An 18,111-nucleotide genomic window follows, 5' to 3' on the forward strand; every position below is an offset into this window, starting at 1 on the left:
ACAACTCGAGGCACTGCCCCACCGACTCGCTTTTCTCCGACATGGTCTCCAGACAAGCTACCGTCCATAGTAGAATATCGCAAAGCGATGCACCGCCATGCGCTTGGCCGGCCGCCCCCGCTTGACGGTGTACCGACATTCCCGGAAAGGAAATCCGTTCATGACATCATCACCTCACGACGACACCCCCGTGCATCACAACGTCGACCATGCCGAAATCGCCAAGTTCGATGCGCTTGCCAGCCGCTGGTGGGATCGGGAAGGCGATTTCAAGCCGCTGCACGATATCAATCCGCTGCGTCTGGGCTTCATCGACGCCCATGTCTCCCTGGCCGGCAAGCGGGTCATCGATGTCGGCTGCGGGGGCGGGATCCTGAGTGAAGCCATGGCGCTGCGCGGCGCCGAAGTCACCGGGATCGATCTGGGAGAGGCTCCCCTGGCGGTGGCACGGCTGCACCAGCAGGAGAGCGGCGTGGAGGTCGACTATCGCTGCATCAGCGTGGAGGCGATGGCGGCGGCGCATAGTGGCGAATTCGACGTGGTGACCTGCCTCGAGATGCTCGAGCATGTGCCGGATCCGGCTTCGGTGATCGCGGCCTGTGCCAGGCTGGTCAAACCCGGTGGCCATCTGTTCTTCTCGACGATCAATCGCAACCCGAAATCCTACGCCTTCGCGATTGTCGGTGCCGAATACGTGCTGGGCCTTCTGCCGAAGGGCACCCACGACTACCGCAAGCTGATCCGCCCCTCCGAGCTTTCCGGCTGGTGTCGACAGTCCGGCCTGCGACTGCAAGACCAGACCGGGCTGACCTACAACCCGCTGTCCCGACGCTACCGGCTGACACCCAACGATGTCTCGGTCAACTACATGGTGCATGTGCGTCCCGAGTGGACCGGTAGCGGCAACGACAAATGAGCCCGCATGCCCTCCCGAAAGCGCTGCTGTTCGATCTCGATGGCACCCTGGTCGACACCGCTCCCGACCTGGCCGAGGCCACCAACCGGTTGAGGGAGCACCATGGCAGGGAGCGACTTCCCTACCCCGTCATCCGGGCCCAGGTCTCCAACGGCGGGAGTGCCCTGGTGACCCTGGCGCTGGATCTCGCCAGTGATCACCCGCAACATGCCGGTGCCCGTCAATATCTGCTGGATCGTTATGCGGAAGTCGTGGCCGACAACAGTCGCGTCTATCCGGGCTTGTCAGGCCTCATCGCGCGCTGGGAGGCGGAGGCGCGGGGCTGGGGGATCGTGACCAACAAGCCCAGGGCCTATGCGGAACCGCTGATCGAGGCGCTCTCCTTGCGGCCCGGGGTACTGGTCTGTGCCGATGATCTACCTGTCAGGAAACCCGAACCGGAACCGCTGTGGTTTGCCGCTCGTCAACTGGAGGTGGAGCCGGGAGAGTGCTGGTACGTCGGGGACCATCGGCGGGATATGGAAGCCGCGGAGCGGGCCGGAATGACGGCGATTGCCGTGCGTTACGGCTATATTCCGGCCGAGGAACCACTCGACGAATGGCCGGCGGATCGCTGGTTCGACACCTCGGAGTCCCTGGCCGACGAACTGCTGGCGTTACTGACGCCCCGCTAGCCGGGCCCGGGCTCAGCGCTTCGACGGCTGGGCGTCGAAGGCCTCGCCACTGATTCCTTCGCTATCCCGGCCCATCAGCCACAGATAGGTCGGCATGATCTCTTCCGGCTTGCGAAGGCGCTGAGGATCCTCGTCGGGATAGGCGGCCTGGCGCATGGCCGTGCGCGTGGCACCGGGATTGAGCGAATTGAAACGGATGGTCGACCCCTGGTGCTCATCGGCCAGAATCTCCATCAGTCCCTCGGTGGCGAACTTCGAAGTCGAATAGGCGCCCCACTTCGCCCGCCCCCGTCGTCCGACGCTGGAGGAGGTGAACACCACCGACGAACTGGCGGATTGACCCAGTAGCGGCAGCAGAGCCTGGGTCAATCCCAGTGTCGCGGTGAAGTTGACCTGCATCACCTTGGCCCAGAGCTCAAGGTCATAGGACGCTACCGACACCCGATCTCCCAGAATGCTCGCATTGTGCAGCAAACCGTCCAGGCGCCCGAACTCCTTCTCGAGCTTGGTGGCCACCGCCAGATGATCCTGGGCGGTCGCGCTTTCCAGATTGAGCGGGAAGATCGCCGGCTGCGGGGCACCCATTGCCTCGATGGCGTCGTAGACCACCTCGAGACGGCTGACGCTACGCCCGAGCAGGATGACCGTGGCGCCGTGGCGGGCGTAGGTCATGGCCGCGGACCTGCCGATGCCGGCGCTGGCGCCAGACACCAGCACGATCTTTCCGGCGAGCAGGTCAGCGGGCGCCTGGTAATCGATATGGCAGGTCATAGGGAGAGATCCTGAGTCGCGGTGCCGGCGGATCGCTGAACGATCCGCTCAGCCCATCTGATTGAGAAAATCGCCCGCCATCTGCGCGGCGTTGCTGTCGGGATAGTCGCTGCGTACCCGCTGCAGCAGTTGCCGACTGCCTTCGGCATCGCCCTGACGCGCCTTCAGCAGGCCCAGCTTGTAGAGCGCATCCGGCACCTTGTTGCTCTGTGGGTAGTCGCTGATGACCGTATCGAACGCATCGGCGGCCTGATCGAGCTGTGACTGCGCCGAGTAGAGTTCACCCAGCCAGTAGTGTGCGTTGGGTAGCAGGCTGGACTGCGGATAGTCGGAAATGAAACGCTGGAAGGCGTCGATGGCTGCATCGAACTGCCGCGACTGCACTTGCTGAAATGCCGCCTGATAGGCCTCTCGCCCTTCACCGCCCGTGGTGCTGGAGGCGGTCGAACGGCTGGCACTGGCGTCGGCTTCACTGGCAGCGCCACCATCGGCTGACGCGGAAGCGCCGGCGGCGCCGGAGACCTCACTTGCCGTGCCGCTGTCGACATCGGATCCGCTCAGATCGCCGCTGGCATCTCCCGCGCTACCTGAATCCATTCCGCCGCCGGAAATACGGTCATCGAGATCCAGATACTGCTGTTGGGTCTGTTGCTTGAGCTGATCCAGCTGGTAACGCAGCTCCTCGACCTGGCCACGAAGCTGCTGGATCTGCTGCTTGTTGTCCTGCAGTTGATTGAGGATCGTCAGAGTGCCGCCGCCGCTTTGGCGGGCTTCCGTCTGACTGTAGAAGCCGTTCGACTGACCGGTGAGATCATCGACGACAGGTTGCTGAGCCCATACGGACAGCGGGAGCACCAGGGCTCCCGCGCCGCACAGTCTTTTCAGACCGTGTTTCATGCTTCTCTCCGTCGCAGCTTAGTACGCGAACACGACACGACGGTTCTTGGCGTACGCTTCTTCGGTATGGCCCTGAACTGCCGGACGCTCTTCACCGTAGCTGACGATCTGGATCTGTGACGGGGATACGCCCTGAACGGTCAGGTACTGCTCGACCGCCTGCGCACGACGCTCGCCGAGGCCCAGGTTGTATTCGCGAGTACCGCGCTCGTCAGCATAACCCTGGAGGGTCACGTTGACGTTCGGGTTGGCCATCAGATACTGGGCGTGGCCGCGCAGTACCGATTCGAATTCAGGGCGAATTTCTTCGCTGTCGAATGCGAAATAGATGGTGTCGACGCTAGGACGCTGATCGTTGGCGCCCATCTGCGAGCCCGAGGTGCCCTGTCCGGAAGTCATGCCCTGTCCGGACATGCCACCGGAAGTGCCATTCATGTCCCCTTCCTGGGTACCGCCACTGCTGGAACAACCAGCCACTACGGCTAGCGACAGCGCGACTGCTAACGTCTTGGCGTAGGTCTTAATTTGCATTGTCATCTCCTTGCTCGGATGTCGAATGACACAATGACTGTAGTCGTTTAGTTCAAAAACGGCGACCACGCGGGTTCGCGTACGTCACCCTGCGCCGAAGGCAGTCGGAAAGACGCTCGTCCATCCGAAGAAACTGCCCCCAACACACCTTGCGCCCCTTGCTGGGTAGCGAAGATTACCATGGTGCCATTCGGCGCGACACTGGGCGATTCGTCCCAACGTGAATCTGTCAGAACCGTCACCCGACCCGTGTCGAGCTCCTGCTTCGCCACGTGATAGCCGCTGCCATCACGGGTCACCATGAACAATGTTTTTCCATCCGGTGAGAAGCGTCCATCGGAATTGTAGTTGCCGGTGAAGGTTACCCGCTCGGCCTGTCCTCCTGTGGCCGACATGCGATAGAGCTGCGGCGCCCCGCTTCGGTCAGAGGTGAAAATCAGGGACTGGCCGTCCGGGGACCAGTCGGGTTCGGTCTCGATGGCACGATTGTTGGTCAGACGGGTGAGCTGGCGCGAGGCCAGATCCATCACATAGATCTCCGGCTGGCCATCCTTGGAAAGCGACATCGCCATCTTGCGTCCGTCCGGCGACCATGCCGGGGCACCGTTGATGCCGCGGAAAGAGGTCAGGCGGACCCGCTCGCCGGTGGAGGCATTCTGCACGTAGATGGCCGAGTTACCGGATTCGAACGAGACGTAGGCGATCTTCTGGCCATCCGGCGACCACGCCGGCGACAGGATCGGATCGTCTGAGGACAGAATCTGCTGGCCGTTGTGTCCATCGGCATCGGCCACGTAGAGGGCGTAGCGCGCGTTGTCACCGGTACCGCTGGCCGCGACGTAGGCAATGCGAGTGGAGAAAGCCCCTCGGATGCCCGTGATGGCCTCGAAGATCTGGTCGCTGATGTAATGAGCACTGGCACGCAGGTTGCCGTCTGACGAAGTCAGCGTCTCTCCCAGCATGCGCTTGCCCCCCAGGATATCCATCAGCTCGTACTGGATACGATACTGATCGCCCTGGGGCTCGATCTTTCCGACCACGAGATAGCGGGCATCGACCCGCTTCCAGTCGTCGTAGAACACGTCTTTGCTGCTGCTGGGCAGTGACACGAGAGAACTGCGGCTCAGCGGCGAGAACTGGCCGCTATGTTCCAGGTCATCGCTGACGATCTGCGCCACATCCTGTGGCAACCCGCCTTGTCCACTGAATTCGAACGGCACGATGGCAATGGGCGTTGCCTGATCGCTACCGCGGGTGATTTCGATGGTCAGGTTCTGCGCTTGGGCCGTGGTCGCGAGACACGCCAGCGACACCAGCCAGCCAGCGGCCAGGGCTTTCCATCCTTGAGACATCCATCGTTTCATCACTGTATATCCCCGGGGGTGAATTTGAGATTGAAATCGCGGAACCGCCGCTGCAGACCGGCGTCCAGTTGCTGCAGCTCACGGAACGGGGCCGCGGCTTCCACGGCCTGCGTGGCCGAGCGATCGAAGCTGGGGTTACCGCTGCTGCGAGTGATGCTGGCTGCCAGCAATTCACCCGAAGGCCCTAGCCTCACTCTCACTTGTGCCACCAAACCATTGTCCACGTTGGCCGGCAAGTGCCACCGGTCCTCGACGGCCCGTTTGACCAGGTTGATGAAGCTGTTCGAGGCCTGGTCGGACTGCTGGGCATTGGCGATACGTTCCTTTTCGTTGGCAATGGAGTCGCTCAGCGCCTTGGCTGCCGCCTCTTTTGCTGCCGCCTCGGCTGCGGCTTTCTTCTTGGCCTCTTCAGCCTGGCGTTTCTTCTCCGCCTCGGCTGCGGCTTTCTTCTTGGCCTCTTCGGCCTGACGCTTCTTCTCCGCCTCGGCTGCGGCTTTCTTCTTGGCTTCTTCGGCCTGACGCTTCTTCTCCGCCTCGGCTTCGGCCTGCTTCTTGGCTTCTTTGGCCTGACGCTTCTTCTCCGCCTCGGCTTCGGCCTGCTTCTTGGCTTCTTCGGCCTGGCGCTTCTTCTCCGCCTCGGCTTCGGCCTGCTTCTTGGCTTGTTCGACCTGACGCTGCTTTTCCGCCTCGGCTTCGGCCTGTTGCTTCTCTCGCTCGGCCTGGCGTGCGGCTTCGGCCGCCTTCTGCTGCTCTTCTGCCTCGGCACGTTCGGCAGCCGCCTGCTCCGCCGCCTGCTGGCGCCGCGCCGACTCCGCCTGAGCCTGCTCCGCGGCGGCCTGGCGTTGGGCGGCTTGCTGCTGGGCCTGTTCCTGGGCTTGCTGCTCGGCCGCTTGCCGGGCGGCTTCCTGGGCCTGTTGCTCCGCTGCCTGCTGGGCGGCCTCTTCCGCCTGCCGCTGCGCTGCACGTGCCCGCGCTTCCTGGGCGTACTGTGCCTGATCCGTGGCAGTCACGTCGCTGACCAATGTGGCCTGTACCACCGAGGATGAGCTGGGCGTAGGCTCGCTATCCGGCAGGCGCAGCATCGTCAACAGCAGTGCCACCACGTGAACGGCGATCGCCAGGACGACGGGCAGGCCGTAACCGACACGGCGGTTTCGCTTCGCCATGCTGACTCCTTACCCGTCGTTGCCTTGCGGCGGCTCGGAAATCAATCCGACGTTCGCCACACCTGCCATCTGTAGCGTGCTCATCAATGTCACGACCTGACCGTAAGAGGCGTTCCTGTCACCACGTACCATGACCGGGGTGTTGGGCTTGCGCTCGAGAATCGCCACAACCTGGTCGCCAACGGTCTGCAGCGTGACCGCCTTGTCCTGTTCGCCCAGCGATATGAAGTATTCGCCCTGACTGTCCACGGAGACGATGATCGGCTCCTGCTCGTCGGTATCGATCGGCTCCGACGTGACTTGCGGCAGATCGACCTGCACGCCCTGGGTCAGCATCGGGGCGGTAATCATGAAGATCACCAGCAGTACCAGCATGACGTCGATGAACGGGACGACGTTGATTTCGCCCATCGGCTTGCGCCGATGATGGCGGCTATAGGGTCCACCCATGTTGAACCTCCGCCTCAGGCCGCCGGGTTGCCACCGCGACCTTGCAGGTTACGGTGCAGGATCGAATGGAACTCTTCGGCGAAGTCTTCGTACTCGCCGAGCAGACGGCTGGCGATGGATGACAACCGGTTGTAGAAGATCACCGCCGGGATCGCCGCGAACAGGCCCATGGCTGTCGCCACCAGGGCTTCCGCGATCCATGGCGCGACCGTGGAGAGCGTCGCCTGCTGTGCCATCGACAGGCTCTGGAACGACCCCATGATTCCCCAGACAGTGCCGAACAGGCCGATGTAGGGGCTGGCCGAAGCCACCGTGGCCAGCAGGGTGAGCTTGTCATTGAGGCTGTCTTCCTCGCGTGACAGCGCGACTCGCTGGGAGCGTTGTACGCCGTCCAGCACCGCTTCACTACTGCGCGTCTTGGGCATCAGCCGGTTGAACTCCCGGAAGCCCGCCCGGAACACGTGCTCCGAGCCCTGGGCTTCGTAGTTATCCGGTACGTCACGATAGAGTTCGTTGAGATCGACACCTGACCAGAAACGCTCGTCGAAGGCCTTCTGCGCCTTCCGGGCTCGGCTCAACGCGAAACTGCGTTGAAAGATGACGACCCAGGAAGCGACCGAGGCGGCCAACAGCAGGAGCATGACCAGCTGGACCACCAGACTGGCGTTCATGATCAGATGGGGGATGGACATGGAGTCGTTCACGAAAATCCTCGAATCACTGGCTAGGAATGGCGGATGTCAGCGCCGCATATAGACTGCTGGGCCAACGTCTTGGTTTCAGGCGTTGCGCGTCGACACACGCAATATCGACCGACGCTTCGCATAATGTATCCCCGTCGTACCGAACTGCCTGCGCGAATCGCAACGAGCAGGCGGCCAGGCGCTCGATGCTGGCGGTCACCTCCAGCCGGTCATCGAGTCGCGCCGGGCGGGCGTAGCGACACTGAAGCGAATGTACCACCAGTTGCACGCCCTGCTCGATCAGTCCACGTTGACCGAAACCCAATGCGTTCAACCACTCGCTCCGTGCGCGCTCCATGAATTTCAAGTAGTTAACGTAGTACACAATGCCGCCGGCGTCGGTGTCCTCGATATAGACCTTCACCGGCAGGATGAATTCATTCATTGCCGGGCTCGTCGTGGTTGGGGGGCGCGCTTCGGGGCGCCTGGTCGCTGGGCACGATGCCGAAATGGTGATAGGCGGAGCGGGTGACCACACGGCCACGGGTGGTTCGCATCATGAACCCCTGCTGGATCAGATAGGGCTCGATGACATCCTCGATGGTGTCACGCTCTTCGCTGATGGCCGCCGCGAGGCTATCGACCCCTACCGGCCCGCCGTCGAACTTCTCGATCATCGCCAGCAGCAGCCGGCGATCCATGTGATCGAGGCCGTGGCTGTCGACGTTGAGCATGTTGAGCGCCTGGTCGGCGAGCGTGGCATCGACACTACCGTCGCCCTTGACCTCGGCGAAGTCACGTACCCGCCGCAGCAGGCGATTGGCGATGCGTGGCGTTCCCCTGGCCCGCCGCGCGATTTCCCGAGCGCCGGCAACATCGGCAGTCACCCCGAGCAGCCGCGCCGAACGGGCAACGATTTCGGTCAGTTCGTCGATGGCATAGAACTCCAGGCGCTGAACGATGCCGAAGCGATCGCGCAGTGGCGAGGTCAGCAGCCCCGCGCGGGTAGTGGCGCCGACCAGCGTGAACGGCGGCAGATCGAGCTTGATCGACCGCGCCGCGGGCCCGTCGCCGATCATGATGTCGAGCTGGAAATCCTCCATCGCCGGATAGAGTACCTCCTCGACCGCGGCCGACAGACGGTGGATCTCGTCGATGAACAGTACGTCGCCCGGCTGCAGGTTGGTGAGCATGGCGGCGAGATCGCCGGCGCGCTCCAGCACCGGCCCCGAGGTCGACTTGATATCGACCTCCATCTCCGCGGCGATGATATTGGCGAGCGTGGTCTTGCCCAGCCCGGGCGGACCGAAGACCAGGGTATGATCGAGGGAGTCACCGCGATTGCGCGCCGCCGAGATGAAGATATCCATCTGCTCGCGCACCCGCGGCTGGCCGATATAGTCGCCCAGCCGGCGCGGCCGGATGGCATGATCGGCGTGCTGCTCGCCCTGTCGCGGCGAGGCTTCGATGAGACGGTCTGGTTCGATCATATCGGCTTACCCGGCCATCTGGCGCGCCAGCGCCGCCTTGATCAGAGCTTCGGTGGGCAGGCCCTCATCGAGCCCGGAGAGCATGCGCGACGCCTCGGTCGGCTTGTAGCCGAGCGACACCAGCGCCGCCTCGGCATCGGCGAGCGGGTCCTGCGGTTTGACCACGGGCTGGCGCGGCGCATCCAGCAGCGACCCCTGCTCTTCCTGCCAATGGGGAAAGCGATCGCGCATCTCGACGATCAACCGGTCGGCAGTCTTCTTGCCCACGCCCGGGAGTTTGGTCAACGCCTTGCTGTCGCCCTCCATGACGCAGCCCACGAAGGCGTCGCGATCCATGCCAGAAAGGATCGCCAGAGCGAGTTTCGGCCCCACGCCATTGACCTTGATCAGCGCCCGAAACAGCTGGCGCTCCTCGTCACGCCCGAAACCGTAGAGCAGATGCGCATCCTCGCGCACGCTCAGGTGGGTATAGAGGCGGACCTCCTCGCCCACGGCGGGTAGCGCGACCAGTGTCGTCATCGAGGTTTCGAGTTCGTAACCGACGCCGTTGACATCGATCACGATCCAGGGAGGGAGCTTTTCCAGTAGGGTGCCGTGCAGGCGTCCAATCATTCCATTCAACGTCCTTTCCGTGACGGCGTCCACTATACGCATCGCCGAATCGGCTGGCTAGCTGCCGCGCGGGCCTCTTGCCAGACGATATTCAGCCCACCTGCGCCACCCACTCATTGAGGTTGTAGTAGTTGCTGATGCGCGCCACCTTGCCGTTGCTGATCTCGAAGAAGGCGCCGGCCGGCAGCACGTAGGTCTGGCCGTTGGCCGGTGGCAGGCCTTCGTCGTCGGCCAGGTACTCACCGTGCACCACGAACTCGGCGGCGGCGCGGTCGCCAGCGGCATTCTGCATCACCACGATGTCGGCCAGGCGCTCGCGGTAGCAGCGGTTCATCTTGTCCATGAAGGCGGCGAAGTTGGCCTTGCCGACCTGGCGCTCGCCCTGGTTGATGTCGTGGACCACATTCTCGTCCAGCAGGTCGAGGAAGGTGGGCATGTCGCCGGCGTTGAAGGCGGCGTAGTAGGCCTGAATCAGTTCGGTGGCGGTCATGGCTAGGTTCCTTGCGTAGCGTGGTTAGGGAACCACTGCATAAATGCCTGCGCGAGCGAATCGCTGCGTTGCGTGGTACTCGAACACTCGCCTAACCCCATGTTATGTCTCGTGTTCTGTGTTCCATGCGCCTTGCGCTTCATCTCGCTCGTCGATTTATTCAGCGCTTCCTTAGTGATGGGTTGGCTCGCATGATAAGTTCGCGCCTTCCAGCCGGCATAGCCGCCGGCGTCACCCTGCTGCTGGCGAACGACTCCAGATGGACATCGAACTGCTACGGGGGCCGCAGATCGCGCCCCACGTCGAAGACCTGGCGTATTTGCGGATCACGGTCTTCCGCGAATTCCCCTACCTCTACGACGGCAGCCTCGAGTACGAGGCCGAATACCTCGACACCTATGTGCGCAGCGCGGACAGCCTGTGCGTGTTGGTGCGTGATGAGGGCCGGGTGGTCGGCGCTTCCACGGCGCTGCCGCTGGCCGATGAAACCGTGGAGTTCCAGCACCCCTTCCTCACCGCAGGCTGGGATCCTGGGCGCATCTTCTACTGCGCCGAGTCGGTGGTGTTGCCGGCCTGGCGCGGACGTGGTTTGGGCGTGCGCTTCTTCGCCGAGCGCGAGGCCCATGCGCGCCAGCTGAGCCGTTTCGACTGGTGCGCCTTCTGCGCCGTGCAGCGCCCGGCAGAGCACCCGCGCCGGCCCGCCGACTACCAGCCGCTGGACGCCTTCTGGGCGCGCCGCGGCTATCGCCATCATCCCGAACTGCACACCCAGTATCATTGGCGCGATCTGGACGAAGCCGAGGCGTCGGCCAAACCCATGTCGTTCTGGCTCAAGGAACTCACCTCATGATCAAGGTTGCCGCCTGCCAATATCACATCGATCTGCTGACGAGCTGGGACGCCTATGCCGAACACCTGACCGAGCTATGCGAGGCCGCCGCCGGCCAGGGTGCCGAGCTGTTGCTGCTGCCGGAATACGCCGGGCTGGTGCTCACGGGCCAGTTGCCAGAGGCCCAGCGCAGCGACCTGCACGGCTCCATCGCCGGCATCCAGCCACTGCTGCCGCGCTGGCTGGCGCTGTGCGAAAGCCTGGCAAAGCGGCTGCAGATTCATCTGCAACCCGGTTCGGTGGCCGTGCTGGATGATGATGGCCTCTACCGCAACCGCGCCTGGCTGTTCGGCCGAACGGCTGCCTGGGCAGCCAGGACAAGCTGATGATGACCCGCTTCGAGCGGGAGCAGTGGCAGATCGCTGCCGGCAGCGGGCTCCAGGTGTTCGACACGCCTCTGGGCAAGCTGGGCATCCTGATCTGCTACGACAACGAGTTCCCGCTGTTGGCGCGCACCCTGGCCGAGGCCGGGGTGGATCTGATCCTGGCGCCCAGTTGTACGGACACCGAGGCGGGCTTCTATCGCGTGCGCATCGGCGCCCAGGCGCGCGCGCTGGAGAACCAGATCGCCGTGCTGCAGTCGCCCACGGTGGGCCTGGCGCCCTGGTCGCCGGCACTGGACGAAAATATTGGCCGCGCCGCGCTCTACGTGCCGTCGGACTACGGTATGCCGGCCACTGGCGTGATTGCCGAAAGTACAGAGCTGTGCCCCACGCGCAGCCGCTGGCTGATCGCCGAGCTGGATCTGGACGAGGTGCGCCGGGTGCGTGAGGCGGGCCAGGTCTTCACCCGGCGCGACTGGCCAACGCAGTTCGACGACGGCCGGCTGGTTTTGCGATGAACGCCCAGCGGGGGGAGCCCGACTCCCCCGTGGCCGCGTACGAACGCTCGCTCGCTGCCGGCTTCGTCGTCGATGCCGCCCAGCGCCGTACGGTTCAAGCGTTGCAGCGCTGCTTCGAGGCCGTGCATCGCGGCGAATGCCCGCCCGGTGTCTATCTCTGGGGACCAGTGGGGCGCGGCAAGACCTGGCTCATGGACAGCTTCTACAACAGCTTGCGTGTGCCGGCGCGGCGCCAGCACTTCCATCACTTCATGCAGTGGGTGCATCGTCGCCAGTTCGAGTTGACCGGCCATGCCGACCCGCTGCGTCTGCTGGCCGAGGAGCTGGGGCGCGAGGTACGCGTGCTGTGCTTCGACGAACTGTTCGTCAGCGATATCGGCGATGCCATGTTGCTCGGTCGCCTGCTCAGCCTGGTGGTGGAGCAGCGCGTGGTGCTGGTGGCCACCTCCAACCAGCCACCGGATCAGCTTTATGCCGACGGTTTCAACCGCGAGCGTTTTCTGCCGGCCATCGCCGCGCTCGAGGCGCATATGCAGGTGGTGGCCGTGGATGGCGAGCAGGATCATCGCCTGCACCCTGGCGCCGAGGTGCAGCGCTATTGGGTGCAGCAGCCGCAGGCGCTGGACGAGCTGTTCGCCCGCTTGAGCGACAATCAGCAGGTGAGTCATGAGCCGGTCGAACTGAACCATCGGCATATCGCCAATCTAGGTCACAGCTCGGCAGCGCTGTGGTGCCGCTTCAGTGAACTGTGCGAACGGCCGCTGGCCGCGTCGGACTTCATCGCGCTGTGCGAACGCTTTCCGGCCATTCTCCTTGGGGAAGTACCGCGCCTGGGCGGCGAATCGCGCGAAGGACGCATCGCCCGTGGCACCGAGGATGGCGCCGAGCGGGTCGACGCCGGCGATAGGCAGTTGCCGGCATTGGCGCGCAACGACGATGCGGTGCGACGCTTCATTTCCCTGGTCGACGAGTGCTACGACCGCCGCGTGCCGTTGTACATCGAGGCCGAGGTCGCACTGGATGAGCTGTACACCCAGGGCTACCTCGAATTTGCCTTTCGCCGCACGCTCAGCCGTCTGCGCGAGATGCAGCTGGAGCGCTTCGGCCATTCCTAGTTCCCGATGGCTGCTCGGTGTCCAGTGCTCTGGAGGGGGCTAATTCATCTGCGCTCTGCTTCTGAAAACCGGGCTGGCACATTGGATGCCTCCCCGTCTCTCACTCCGGCCTGAAGTCGCGCCAGCGGTTGCGACCGGTGCTACCGCTACTACGCCGGCGGCCGCTGATCGCCACCAGACCTTGGCGCGCGTAGGCGTGGGTGAGCGCGATGGCCAGCGCGTCGGCGGCATCCTCCGGGGGGGACGCGTCCAGCGCGAGTAGCGCCGTCACCATATGCTGAACCTGGGCCTTCTCGGCGCCGCCGGTCCCCGTGACCGCCTGCTTGATCTGCCGCGCGGCGTATTCGTGTACCGGGATGCCGTGGTTGGCGGCACACACGATTGCGGTGCCGCGGGCTTGGCCCAGCTTGAGCGCGGAGTCCGGATTCTTGGCCATGAACACCCGCTCGATGGCGAACTCCTGAGGTCGGTGGAGCCCGATCAGTTCGGCGACCCCGGCATAGACCTGGGCCAGTTTCTGCGCCAGGTCGTCACCGGAGATGCGAATGCAGCCGCTGGCGACGTAGCGGGGCCGCGCCGCACCGACGTCGATCACGCCGTAGCCGGTGATCCGCGAGCCCGGATCGATACCCAGCAGCATCATCGTCTCGGCTCCGGTGTCGTGCGGATGATCATCGTTGGCTCAGTCATGCACTTCATGCTGGGTTAGCCCTTTCCGCTCGGCGGGTGCAGGCGATAGGCCAGAAACGTATCGCGTGGAGGGAGGTTTACAGCAGCGTATCCCCTAACTGCCCCGCATAAAAGAACCGGCGCCTCGCGGGGCGCCGGTTCGGGGCACGTTGAACGCCGGGCGATGTTATTCGCCGGCGCTCTCCGGCTTAGCCTTGGGGCGCAGGCGGATGTGCAGGTCGCGCAGCTGCTCCTTGCTCACCTCACCAGGGGCATCGGTCATCAGGTCCGCGGCGCTCTGGGTCTTGGGGAAGGCGATGACGTCGCGGATGGTACGCGAACCGGTCATCAGCATCACCAGACGGTCGAGACCGAAGGCCAGGCCGCCGTGGGGCGGCGCACCGAACTTGAGCGCGTCGAGCAGGAAGCCGAACTTCTCTTCCGCCTCTTCCTTACCGATGCCGAGCACGTCGAAGACCACGCGCTGCATCTCCTGGTCGTGGATACGGATCGAGCCGCCACCCAGCTCGGTGCCGTTGAGCACCATGTCATAGGCCCGCGACAGCGCCGTAGCCGGTGACGCCTTGAGCGCTTCCGGCGAGCAGGAAGGCGCGGTGAACGGATGATGTAGCGCCGACAGCCGGCCGTTGTCGTCGGCTTCGAACATGGGGAAGTCGACCACCCACAGCGGTGCCCAGGCGGCGGTGTAGAGGTCGAGATCCTCGCCCAGCTTGACCCGCAGCGCGCCCAGCGCCTCGTTGACCACCCGCGCCTTGTCGGCGCCGAAGAAGACGATATCACCGTCCTCGGCACCCACGCGGTCGAGCAGCTCCTCGATCACGCCTTCCATGAACTTGACGATCGGCGACTGCAGTCCGTCGAGGCCCTTGGCGCGCTCGTTGACCTTGATCCAGGCCAGGCCCTTGGCGCCGTAGATACCCACGAACTTGGTGTAGTCGTCGATCTCCTTGCGCGAGAGCTTGGCCCCACCGCTCACCTTGAGCGCGGCGACGCGGCCGTCCTCGGCCTTGGCCGGACCGGAGAAGACCTTGAAGTCGACCGACTGCATCAGGTCGTCGACGTCGACCAGCTCCAGCGGGATGCGCAGGTCCGGCTTGTCGGAACCGTAGCGCTGCATCGCCTCGCTGTATGGCATGCGCGGGAACTCCGGCAGCGCCACGTCGAGCACGTCCTGGAACAGCTGACGCACCATGGTCTCGGTGATGCCCATGATATTGCGCTCTTCGATGAACGACGCTTCGATATCGATCTGAGTGAACTCGGGCTGACGATCGGCGCGCAGATCCTCGTCGCGGAAACACTTGGCGATCTGATAGTAGCGATCGAAGCCCGACACCATCAGCAACTGCTTGAATAGTTGCGGCGACTGCGGCAGCGCGAAGAAGTGGCCTTCGTGGGTTCGGCTGGGCACCAGGTAGTCGCGCGCCCCTTCAGGGGTGGCACGGGTCAGGATCGGCGTCTCGATGTCGAGAAAGCCCTGCTCCTCCAGATAGGCACGCACGCTATGGGTGATCCGCGAGCGCAGGCGTAGCTTTTCGATCATCTCCGGGCGGCGCAGGTCGATGTAGCGGTACTTCAGTCGTACCTCCTCGCCGACCTTGCCATGCTCGTCGAGCTGGAAAGGCGGCGTGGCGGCGGTATTCAGCACTTCGACCTGCTTGGCCAGTACCTCGATCATGCCGGTGGGCATGTTGGGGTTCTGGGTGCCTTCCGGACGGAGTCGAATGCGGCCGACGATACGCAGCACATATTCGCTGCGTGAGCGATCGGCGTTGGCGAACGCTTCTGCGGTATCGGGATCCACTACCACTTGAGCGACACCGTCTCGATCGCGCATGTCGAGGAAAATGACACCGCCATGGTCGCGGCGGCGATGCACCCACCCGCAAAGCGTGACTTCGTGATCGATCAATGACTCGTTCAATTGGCCGCAATAATGACTGCGCATGCTGGATCCTAAGATTGTGAAGCTAAAAAGGGTGAAGACGGTATTCAGGCCGACGCTTTGCTCTCGCCGCTCGCCTTGCTGGCGCCGTCCGACTTGCCGCCGCTATCGCCGGAAGTCGCCGGTTTGGCACTATCGCCAACGAGGTTCTTCTTGCTGCCCGATTTGAAATCGGTCTCGTACCAGCCGCCACCGGCCAGCCGAAAGCCGGCTGCGGAGACCAGGCGAGACAGTTCGGCGCGCTCGCAGGCCGGGCAATCGGTCAACGGTGCCGCACCGATCTTCTGGAGCTTTTCCAGCCGATGACCGCAAGCCTTACACTCGTATTCATAGATGGGCATGATGTCGTCACTCTCTATGAGTGCCAGGGTCGCCGGCCGGTAATCGGGCGGCTCGCTGGCGATATCCAGGCGCGCTTCCCCCGACGGGCGTCGCGCCATCCTTTAGTCGGTTTTTCGTTCGTCGTTCGTCATGACCGGTGGCCACGCGGACCTTCCCAAGCCAAGCTCGAAAGCCGCATAGTATAGCGCGTAGCGGCCGGTCGCAGGCAATATTACCGGCTGACAATGCCGATGTCGTCGTCCGCACGCCAGCGACTGCCAGGCGATGACAGCCGGCACGGAAAAGAGACAAGGAAAAGACGCATGAAAGCCGTACTTCTGGATGCCGCTTCCCTCGGCGACGACGTCGACCTCGCACCGATTCGCACGTTCGTCGACGATCTCGTGATTCATCAGCTCACTGCCATGGACGAAAGGCTCGACCGGCTCGAAGGCGCCACCATCGCGTTGACCAACAAGGTCGTCATCGACGCCGAGCTGATCGACGCCCTTCCCGATCTGAAGCTGATCTGCGTGCTGGCCACCGGCACCAACAACGTCGACATGGCTGCAGCGGAACGGCGTGGCATCATCGTACGTAACGTCTCGGCCTACGGCACCGCGAGCGTCGCCCAGCACACCCTGATGCTGATGCTGGCGCTGGCCGCGCGACTGCCGCTGTACCAGGCCGACGTGCGTGATGGCGCCTGGCAACGAAGCGACTTCTTCTGCCTGCTCGACCACCGCACCCTACAACTGGCCGGCAAACACCTAGTGATCGTCGGCCGCGGGGAGCTGGGCTCGGCGGTGGCCAGGCTGGGGGAAGCCTTCGGCATGCGTGTCAGTTTTGCCGCCCGCCCCGGTAACGAGGCAAATGATGCTCGCCCCAGTCTGACCTCGCTGCTGGGTGATGCCGACGTGCTGAGCCTGCACTGCCCGTTGACGGAAGCGACCCGGGGCCTGATCGGCCGCGAGGCGCTGGCGACGATGAAGAGAGATGCGCTACTGATCAACTGTGCTCGCGGCGGGATCATCGACGAGGACGCGGCGCTGGCCGCCCTCCGCGAGCGGCGCCTGGGCGGGCTGGCCGTCGACAGCCTGCCTGTCGAACCGCCACGAGAGGGGTACCCTCTGCTCGATGCCCTGCACGAGCCGCTCAATCTGATCGTGACGCCGCACAATGCCTGGATCACGCCGGAAGCGCGTCAGCGCGTCGTCGACCTGACCGCCGACAACCTGCGCGCCTGGCTGACCGAGGAGCGCGGATGATGGCGACCGAAATTCCGGGGATCTACAACTACGGCTCGATCAACATCGACCACGTCTATCGGGTTCCACACCTGGTGCGCCCGGGCGAGACGCTCTCCAGCACCAGCCTGCATCAGGTACTGGGTGGCAAAGGTGCCAACCAGTCGCTGGCCCTGGCGCGTGCCGGCGGGCGCGTTGCTCACTGGGGACGCCTGCACGAGGGCGACCGGTGGGCGCTGGAACCGTTGACCCGCGCCGGCGTCGATACCGCGGATATCGAGCTGATCGATGGCGCCAGCGGCCACGCACTGATCCAGGTCGACGACGACGCCGAGAACGCGATCATCCTCTACCCTGGCGCCAACCACGGCTTCGACGACGGTTGCCTCGAGGCGCTGGTCGGCTCGGCCGTTCCCGGCAGTTGGATCCTGCTCCAGAACGAGTGCAATGATGCCGGCAAGATGCTGCGCCTGGCGGCCGACAACGGCCTCTCGATCGCGTTCAACCCGGCCCCGCTCTCCGCGGAGATCGCCGGCTTGCCACTGGATCTGTGCCAGCTCCTGTTCCTCAATCGCGGCGAAGCGGCGGCGCTGGTCGGGGAGGAAGAGTCCGTCGATTCCGACACCCTGCTCGAGGCGCTGGCCACGCGTCTGCCGAATGTGGAGATCGTCCTGACCCTGGGCGGCCAGGGGGCCTGTCACCAGCATCGCGGTGAGCGCGTCATGTTGGCTGCCCACAAGGTGGAGGCGATCGACACCACGGCCGCCGGCGATACCTTCATCGGTTACTTCATGGCGGCACGGCAGCGCGGCGACGAGGTCGAACAGGCGCTGCGCCTGGCAACGACCGCCTCGGCGCTCTGTGTCCAGAAGGCCGGTGCCGAACCCAGCATTCCCGATGCGGATGCCGTCGAGAAGGCCATGACCACCCTGCCCGCTCTCCCGGCCGAGCGTTCGACCCTCTGAACCTCTTCATCGCCGCCGCGCCGCCGTTCCGGCGGGTGGCGGCGCATCAACTGA

General features: G+C 64.2%; 22 protein-coding genes. 8 read left to right on the forward strand and 14 right to left on the reverse strand.

The window, feature by feature from the left end:
- The first annotated feature begins 160 nt into the window (after nt 1-160).
- Nucleotides 161-916: a bifunctional 2-polyprenyl-6-hydroxyphenol methylase/3-demethylubiquinol 3-O-methyltransferase UbiG gene (ubiG, locus tag AAGT95_RS16280; protein ID WP_342594476.1), complete on the forward strand. Its 756-nt coding sequence runs from the start codon at nt 161-163 to the stop codon at nt 914-916.
- Nucleotides 913-1,590: an HAD-IA family hydrolase gene (locus AAGT95_RS16285; RefSeq protein ID WP_342594477.1), complete on the forward strand. Its 678-nt coding sequence runs from the start codon at nt 913-915 to the stop codon at nt 1,588-1,590. The genes ubiG and AAGT95_RS16285 overlap by 4 nt, the downstream gene beginning before the upstream one ends.
- Nucleotides 1,591-1,602: 12 nt before the next feature.
- Here AAGT95_RS16285 and AAGT95_RS16290 read toward each other — a convergent pair whose 3' ends face one another.
- From AAGT95_RS16290 to AAGT95_RS16340, 11 genes are all read right to left on the reverse strand, one after another.
- Complete coding sequence (locus AAGT95_RS16290) at nt 1,603-2,361, reverse strand: YciK family oxidoreductase (protein WP_342594478.1); 759 nt, start codon at nt 2,359-2,361, stop codon at nt 1,603-1,605.
- A gap of 48 nt (nt 2,362-2,409) precedes the next feature.
- Nucleotides 2,410-3,258, reverse strand: a complete 849-nt coding sequence (ybgF, locus tag AAGT95_RS16295; protein ID WP_342594479.1) for a tol-pal system protein YbgF — start codon at nt 3,256-3,258, stop codon at nt 2,410-2,412.
- A gap of 18 nt (nt 3,259-3,276) precedes the next feature.
- Complete coding sequence (gene pal, locus AAGT95_RS16300) at nt 3,277-3,789, reverse strand: peptidoglycan-associated lipoprotein Pal (protein ID WP_110599634.1); 513 nt, start codon at nt 3,787-3,789, stop codon at nt 3,277-3,279.
- Between the two features lie 47 nt (nt 3,790-3,836).
- The gene (gene tolB, locus AAGT95_RS16305) at nt 3,837-5,153 is read right to left on the reverse strand and encodes a Tol-Pal system beta propeller repeat protein TolB (protein WP_240612342.1); all 1,317 of its coding nucleotides are present in this window, start codon (nt 5,151-5,153) and stop codon (nt 3,837-3,839) included.
- Nucleotides 5,153-6,319, reverse strand: a complete 1,167-nt coding sequence (gene tolA / locus AAGT95_RS16310; RefSeq protein WP_342594480.1) for a cell envelope integrity protein TolA — start codon at nt 6,317-6,319, stop codon at nt 5,153-5,155. The genes tolB and tolA overlap by 1 nt, the downstream gene beginning before the upstream one ends.
- A 9-nt stretch (nt 6,320-6,328) precedes the next feature.
- Nucleotides 6,329-6,769, reverse strand: coding sequence for a protein TolR (gene tolR, locus AAGT95_RS16315; RefSeq protein ID WP_110599628.1), 441 nt, complete (start codon nt 6,767-6,769; stop codon nt 6,329-6,331).
- Nucleotides 6,770-6,783: 14 nt separating this feature from the next.
- On the reverse strand, nt 6,784-7,473 hold the full coding sequence (gene tolQ / locus AAGT95_RS16320; RefSeq protein WP_110599626.1) for a protein TolQ: 690 nt from the start codon (nt 7,471-7,473) through the stop codon (nt 6,784-6,786).
- 13 nt (nt 7,474-7,486) lie between these two features.
- Nucleotides 7,487-7,897, reverse strand: coding sequence for a tol-pal system-associated acyl-CoA thioesterase (ybgC, locus tag AAGT95_RS16325; RefSeq protein ID WP_110599624.1), 411 nt, complete (start codon nt 7,895-7,897; stop codon nt 7,487-7,489).
- Entirely contained in the window at nt 7,890-8,942 is a 1,053-nt protein-coding gene (gene ruvB / locus AAGT95_RS16330) for a Holliday junction branch migration DNA helicase RuvB (protein ID WP_342594481.1), read from the reverse strand. The genes ybgC and ruvB overlap by 8 nt, the downstream gene beginning before the upstream one ends.
- Before the next feature lie 6 nt (nt 8,943-8,948).
- Complete coding sequence (gene ruvA, locus AAGT95_RS16335) at nt 8,949-9,554, reverse strand: Holliday junction branch migration protein RuvA (protein ID WP_110599620.1); 606 nt, start codon at nt 9,552-9,554, stop codon at nt 8,949-8,951.
- A gap of 91 nt (nt 9,555-9,645) precedes the next feature.
- Entirely contained in the window at nt 9,646-10,044 is a 399-nt protein-coding gene (locus tag AAGT95_RS16340; RefSeq protein ID WP_342594482.1) for a nuclear transport factor 2 family protein, read from the reverse strand.
- 259 nt (nt 10,045-10,303) lie between these two features.
- Here AAGT95_RS16340 and AAGT95_RS16345 point away from each other — a divergent pair, with 259 nt between their 5' ends.
- Genes AAGT95_RS16345 through zapE form a run of 4 tightly spaced genes read left to right on the forward strand, consistent with a single transcriptional unit; the run spans nt 10,304 to nt 12,889 of the window.
- Nucleotides 10,304-10,894 (forward strand): GNAT family N-acetyltransferase, encoded by a 591-nt coding sequence (locus tag AAGT95_RS16345; RefSeq protein WP_342594483.1) that lies wholly within the window; start codon nt 10,304-10,306, stop codon nt 10,892-10,894.
- Nucleotides 10,891-11,259 carry a nitrilase-related carbon-nitrogen hydrolase gene (locus AAGT95_RS16350; RefSeq protein WP_342594484.1) on the forward strand — a complete coding sequence of 123 codons (369 nt, stop codon included), beginning with the start codon at nt 10,891-10,893 and terminating at the stop codon, nt 11,257-11,259. The genes AAGT95_RS16345 and AAGT95_RS16350 overlap by 4 nt, the downstream gene beginning before the upstream one ends.
- Nucleotides 11,259-11,774: a nitrilase-related carbon-nitrogen hydrolase gene (locus tag AAGT95_RS16355; protein WP_342594485.1), complete on the forward strand. Its 516-nt coding sequence runs from the start codon at nt 11,259-11,261 to the stop codon at nt 11,772-11,774. The genes AAGT95_RS16350 and AAGT95_RS16355 overlap by 1 nt, the downstream gene beginning before the upstream one ends.
- Before the next feature lie 29 nt (nt 11,775-11,803).
- Entirely contained in the window at nt 11,804-12,889 is a 1,086-nt protein-coding gene (gene zapE, locus AAGT95_RS16360; protein WP_342594486.1) for a cell division protein ZapE, read from the forward strand.
- Between the two features lie 100 nt (nt 12,890-12,989).
- Here the strand turns inward: zapE and ruvC are convergent, their stop codons facing one another.
- The 3 genes from ruvC to AAGT95_RS16375 form a co-directional block, all read right to left on the reverse strand.
- Entirely contained in the window at nt 12,990-13,532 is a 543-nt protein-coding gene (gene ruvC, locus AAGT95_RS16365) for a crossover junction endodeoxyribonuclease RuvC (protein ID WP_342594487.1), read from the reverse strand.
- Between the two features lie 213 nt (nt 13,533-13,745).
- Nucleotides 13,746-15,527: an aspartate--tRNA ligase gene (gene aspS, locus AAGT95_RS16370; protein WP_342594488.1), complete on the reverse strand. Its 1,782-nt coding sequence runs from the start codon at nt 15,525-15,527 to the stop codon at nt 13,746-13,748.
- Between the two features lie 44 nt (nt 15,528-15,571).
- Entirely contained in the window at nt 15,572-15,865 is a 294-nt protein-coding gene (locus tag AAGT95_RS16375; protein WP_110600447.1) for an FmdB family zinc ribbon protein, read from the reverse strand.
- 303 nt (nt 15,866-16,168) lie between these two features.
- Between AAGT95_RS16375 and AAGT95_RS16380 the strand changes: the two genes are divergently transcribed.
- The gene (locus AAGT95_RS16380) at nt 16,169-17,113 is read left to right on the forward strand and encodes a D-2-hydroxyacid dehydrogenase (protein WP_342594489.1); all 945 of its coding nucleotides are present in this window, start codon (nt 16,169-16,171) and stop codon (nt 17,111-17,113) included.
- The gene (locus AAGT95_RS16385) at nt 17,110-18,057 is read left to right on the forward strand and encodes a ribokinase (RefSeq protein WP_342594490.1); all 948 of its coding nucleotides are present in this window, start codon (nt 17,110-17,112) and stop codon (nt 18,055-18,057) included. Before AAGT95_RS16380 ends, AAGT95_RS16385 begins: the two co-directional genes overlap by 4 nt.
- The last annotated feature ends 54 nt before the right edge of the window (nt 18,058-18,111 follow it).

This window comes from Salinicola lusitanus, assembly GCF_038648475.1.
In the GTDB taxonomy this organism is placed as follows: Bacteria; Pseudomonadota; Gammaproteobacteria; order Pseudomonadales; family Halomonadaceae; genus Salinicola; species Salinicola lusitanus.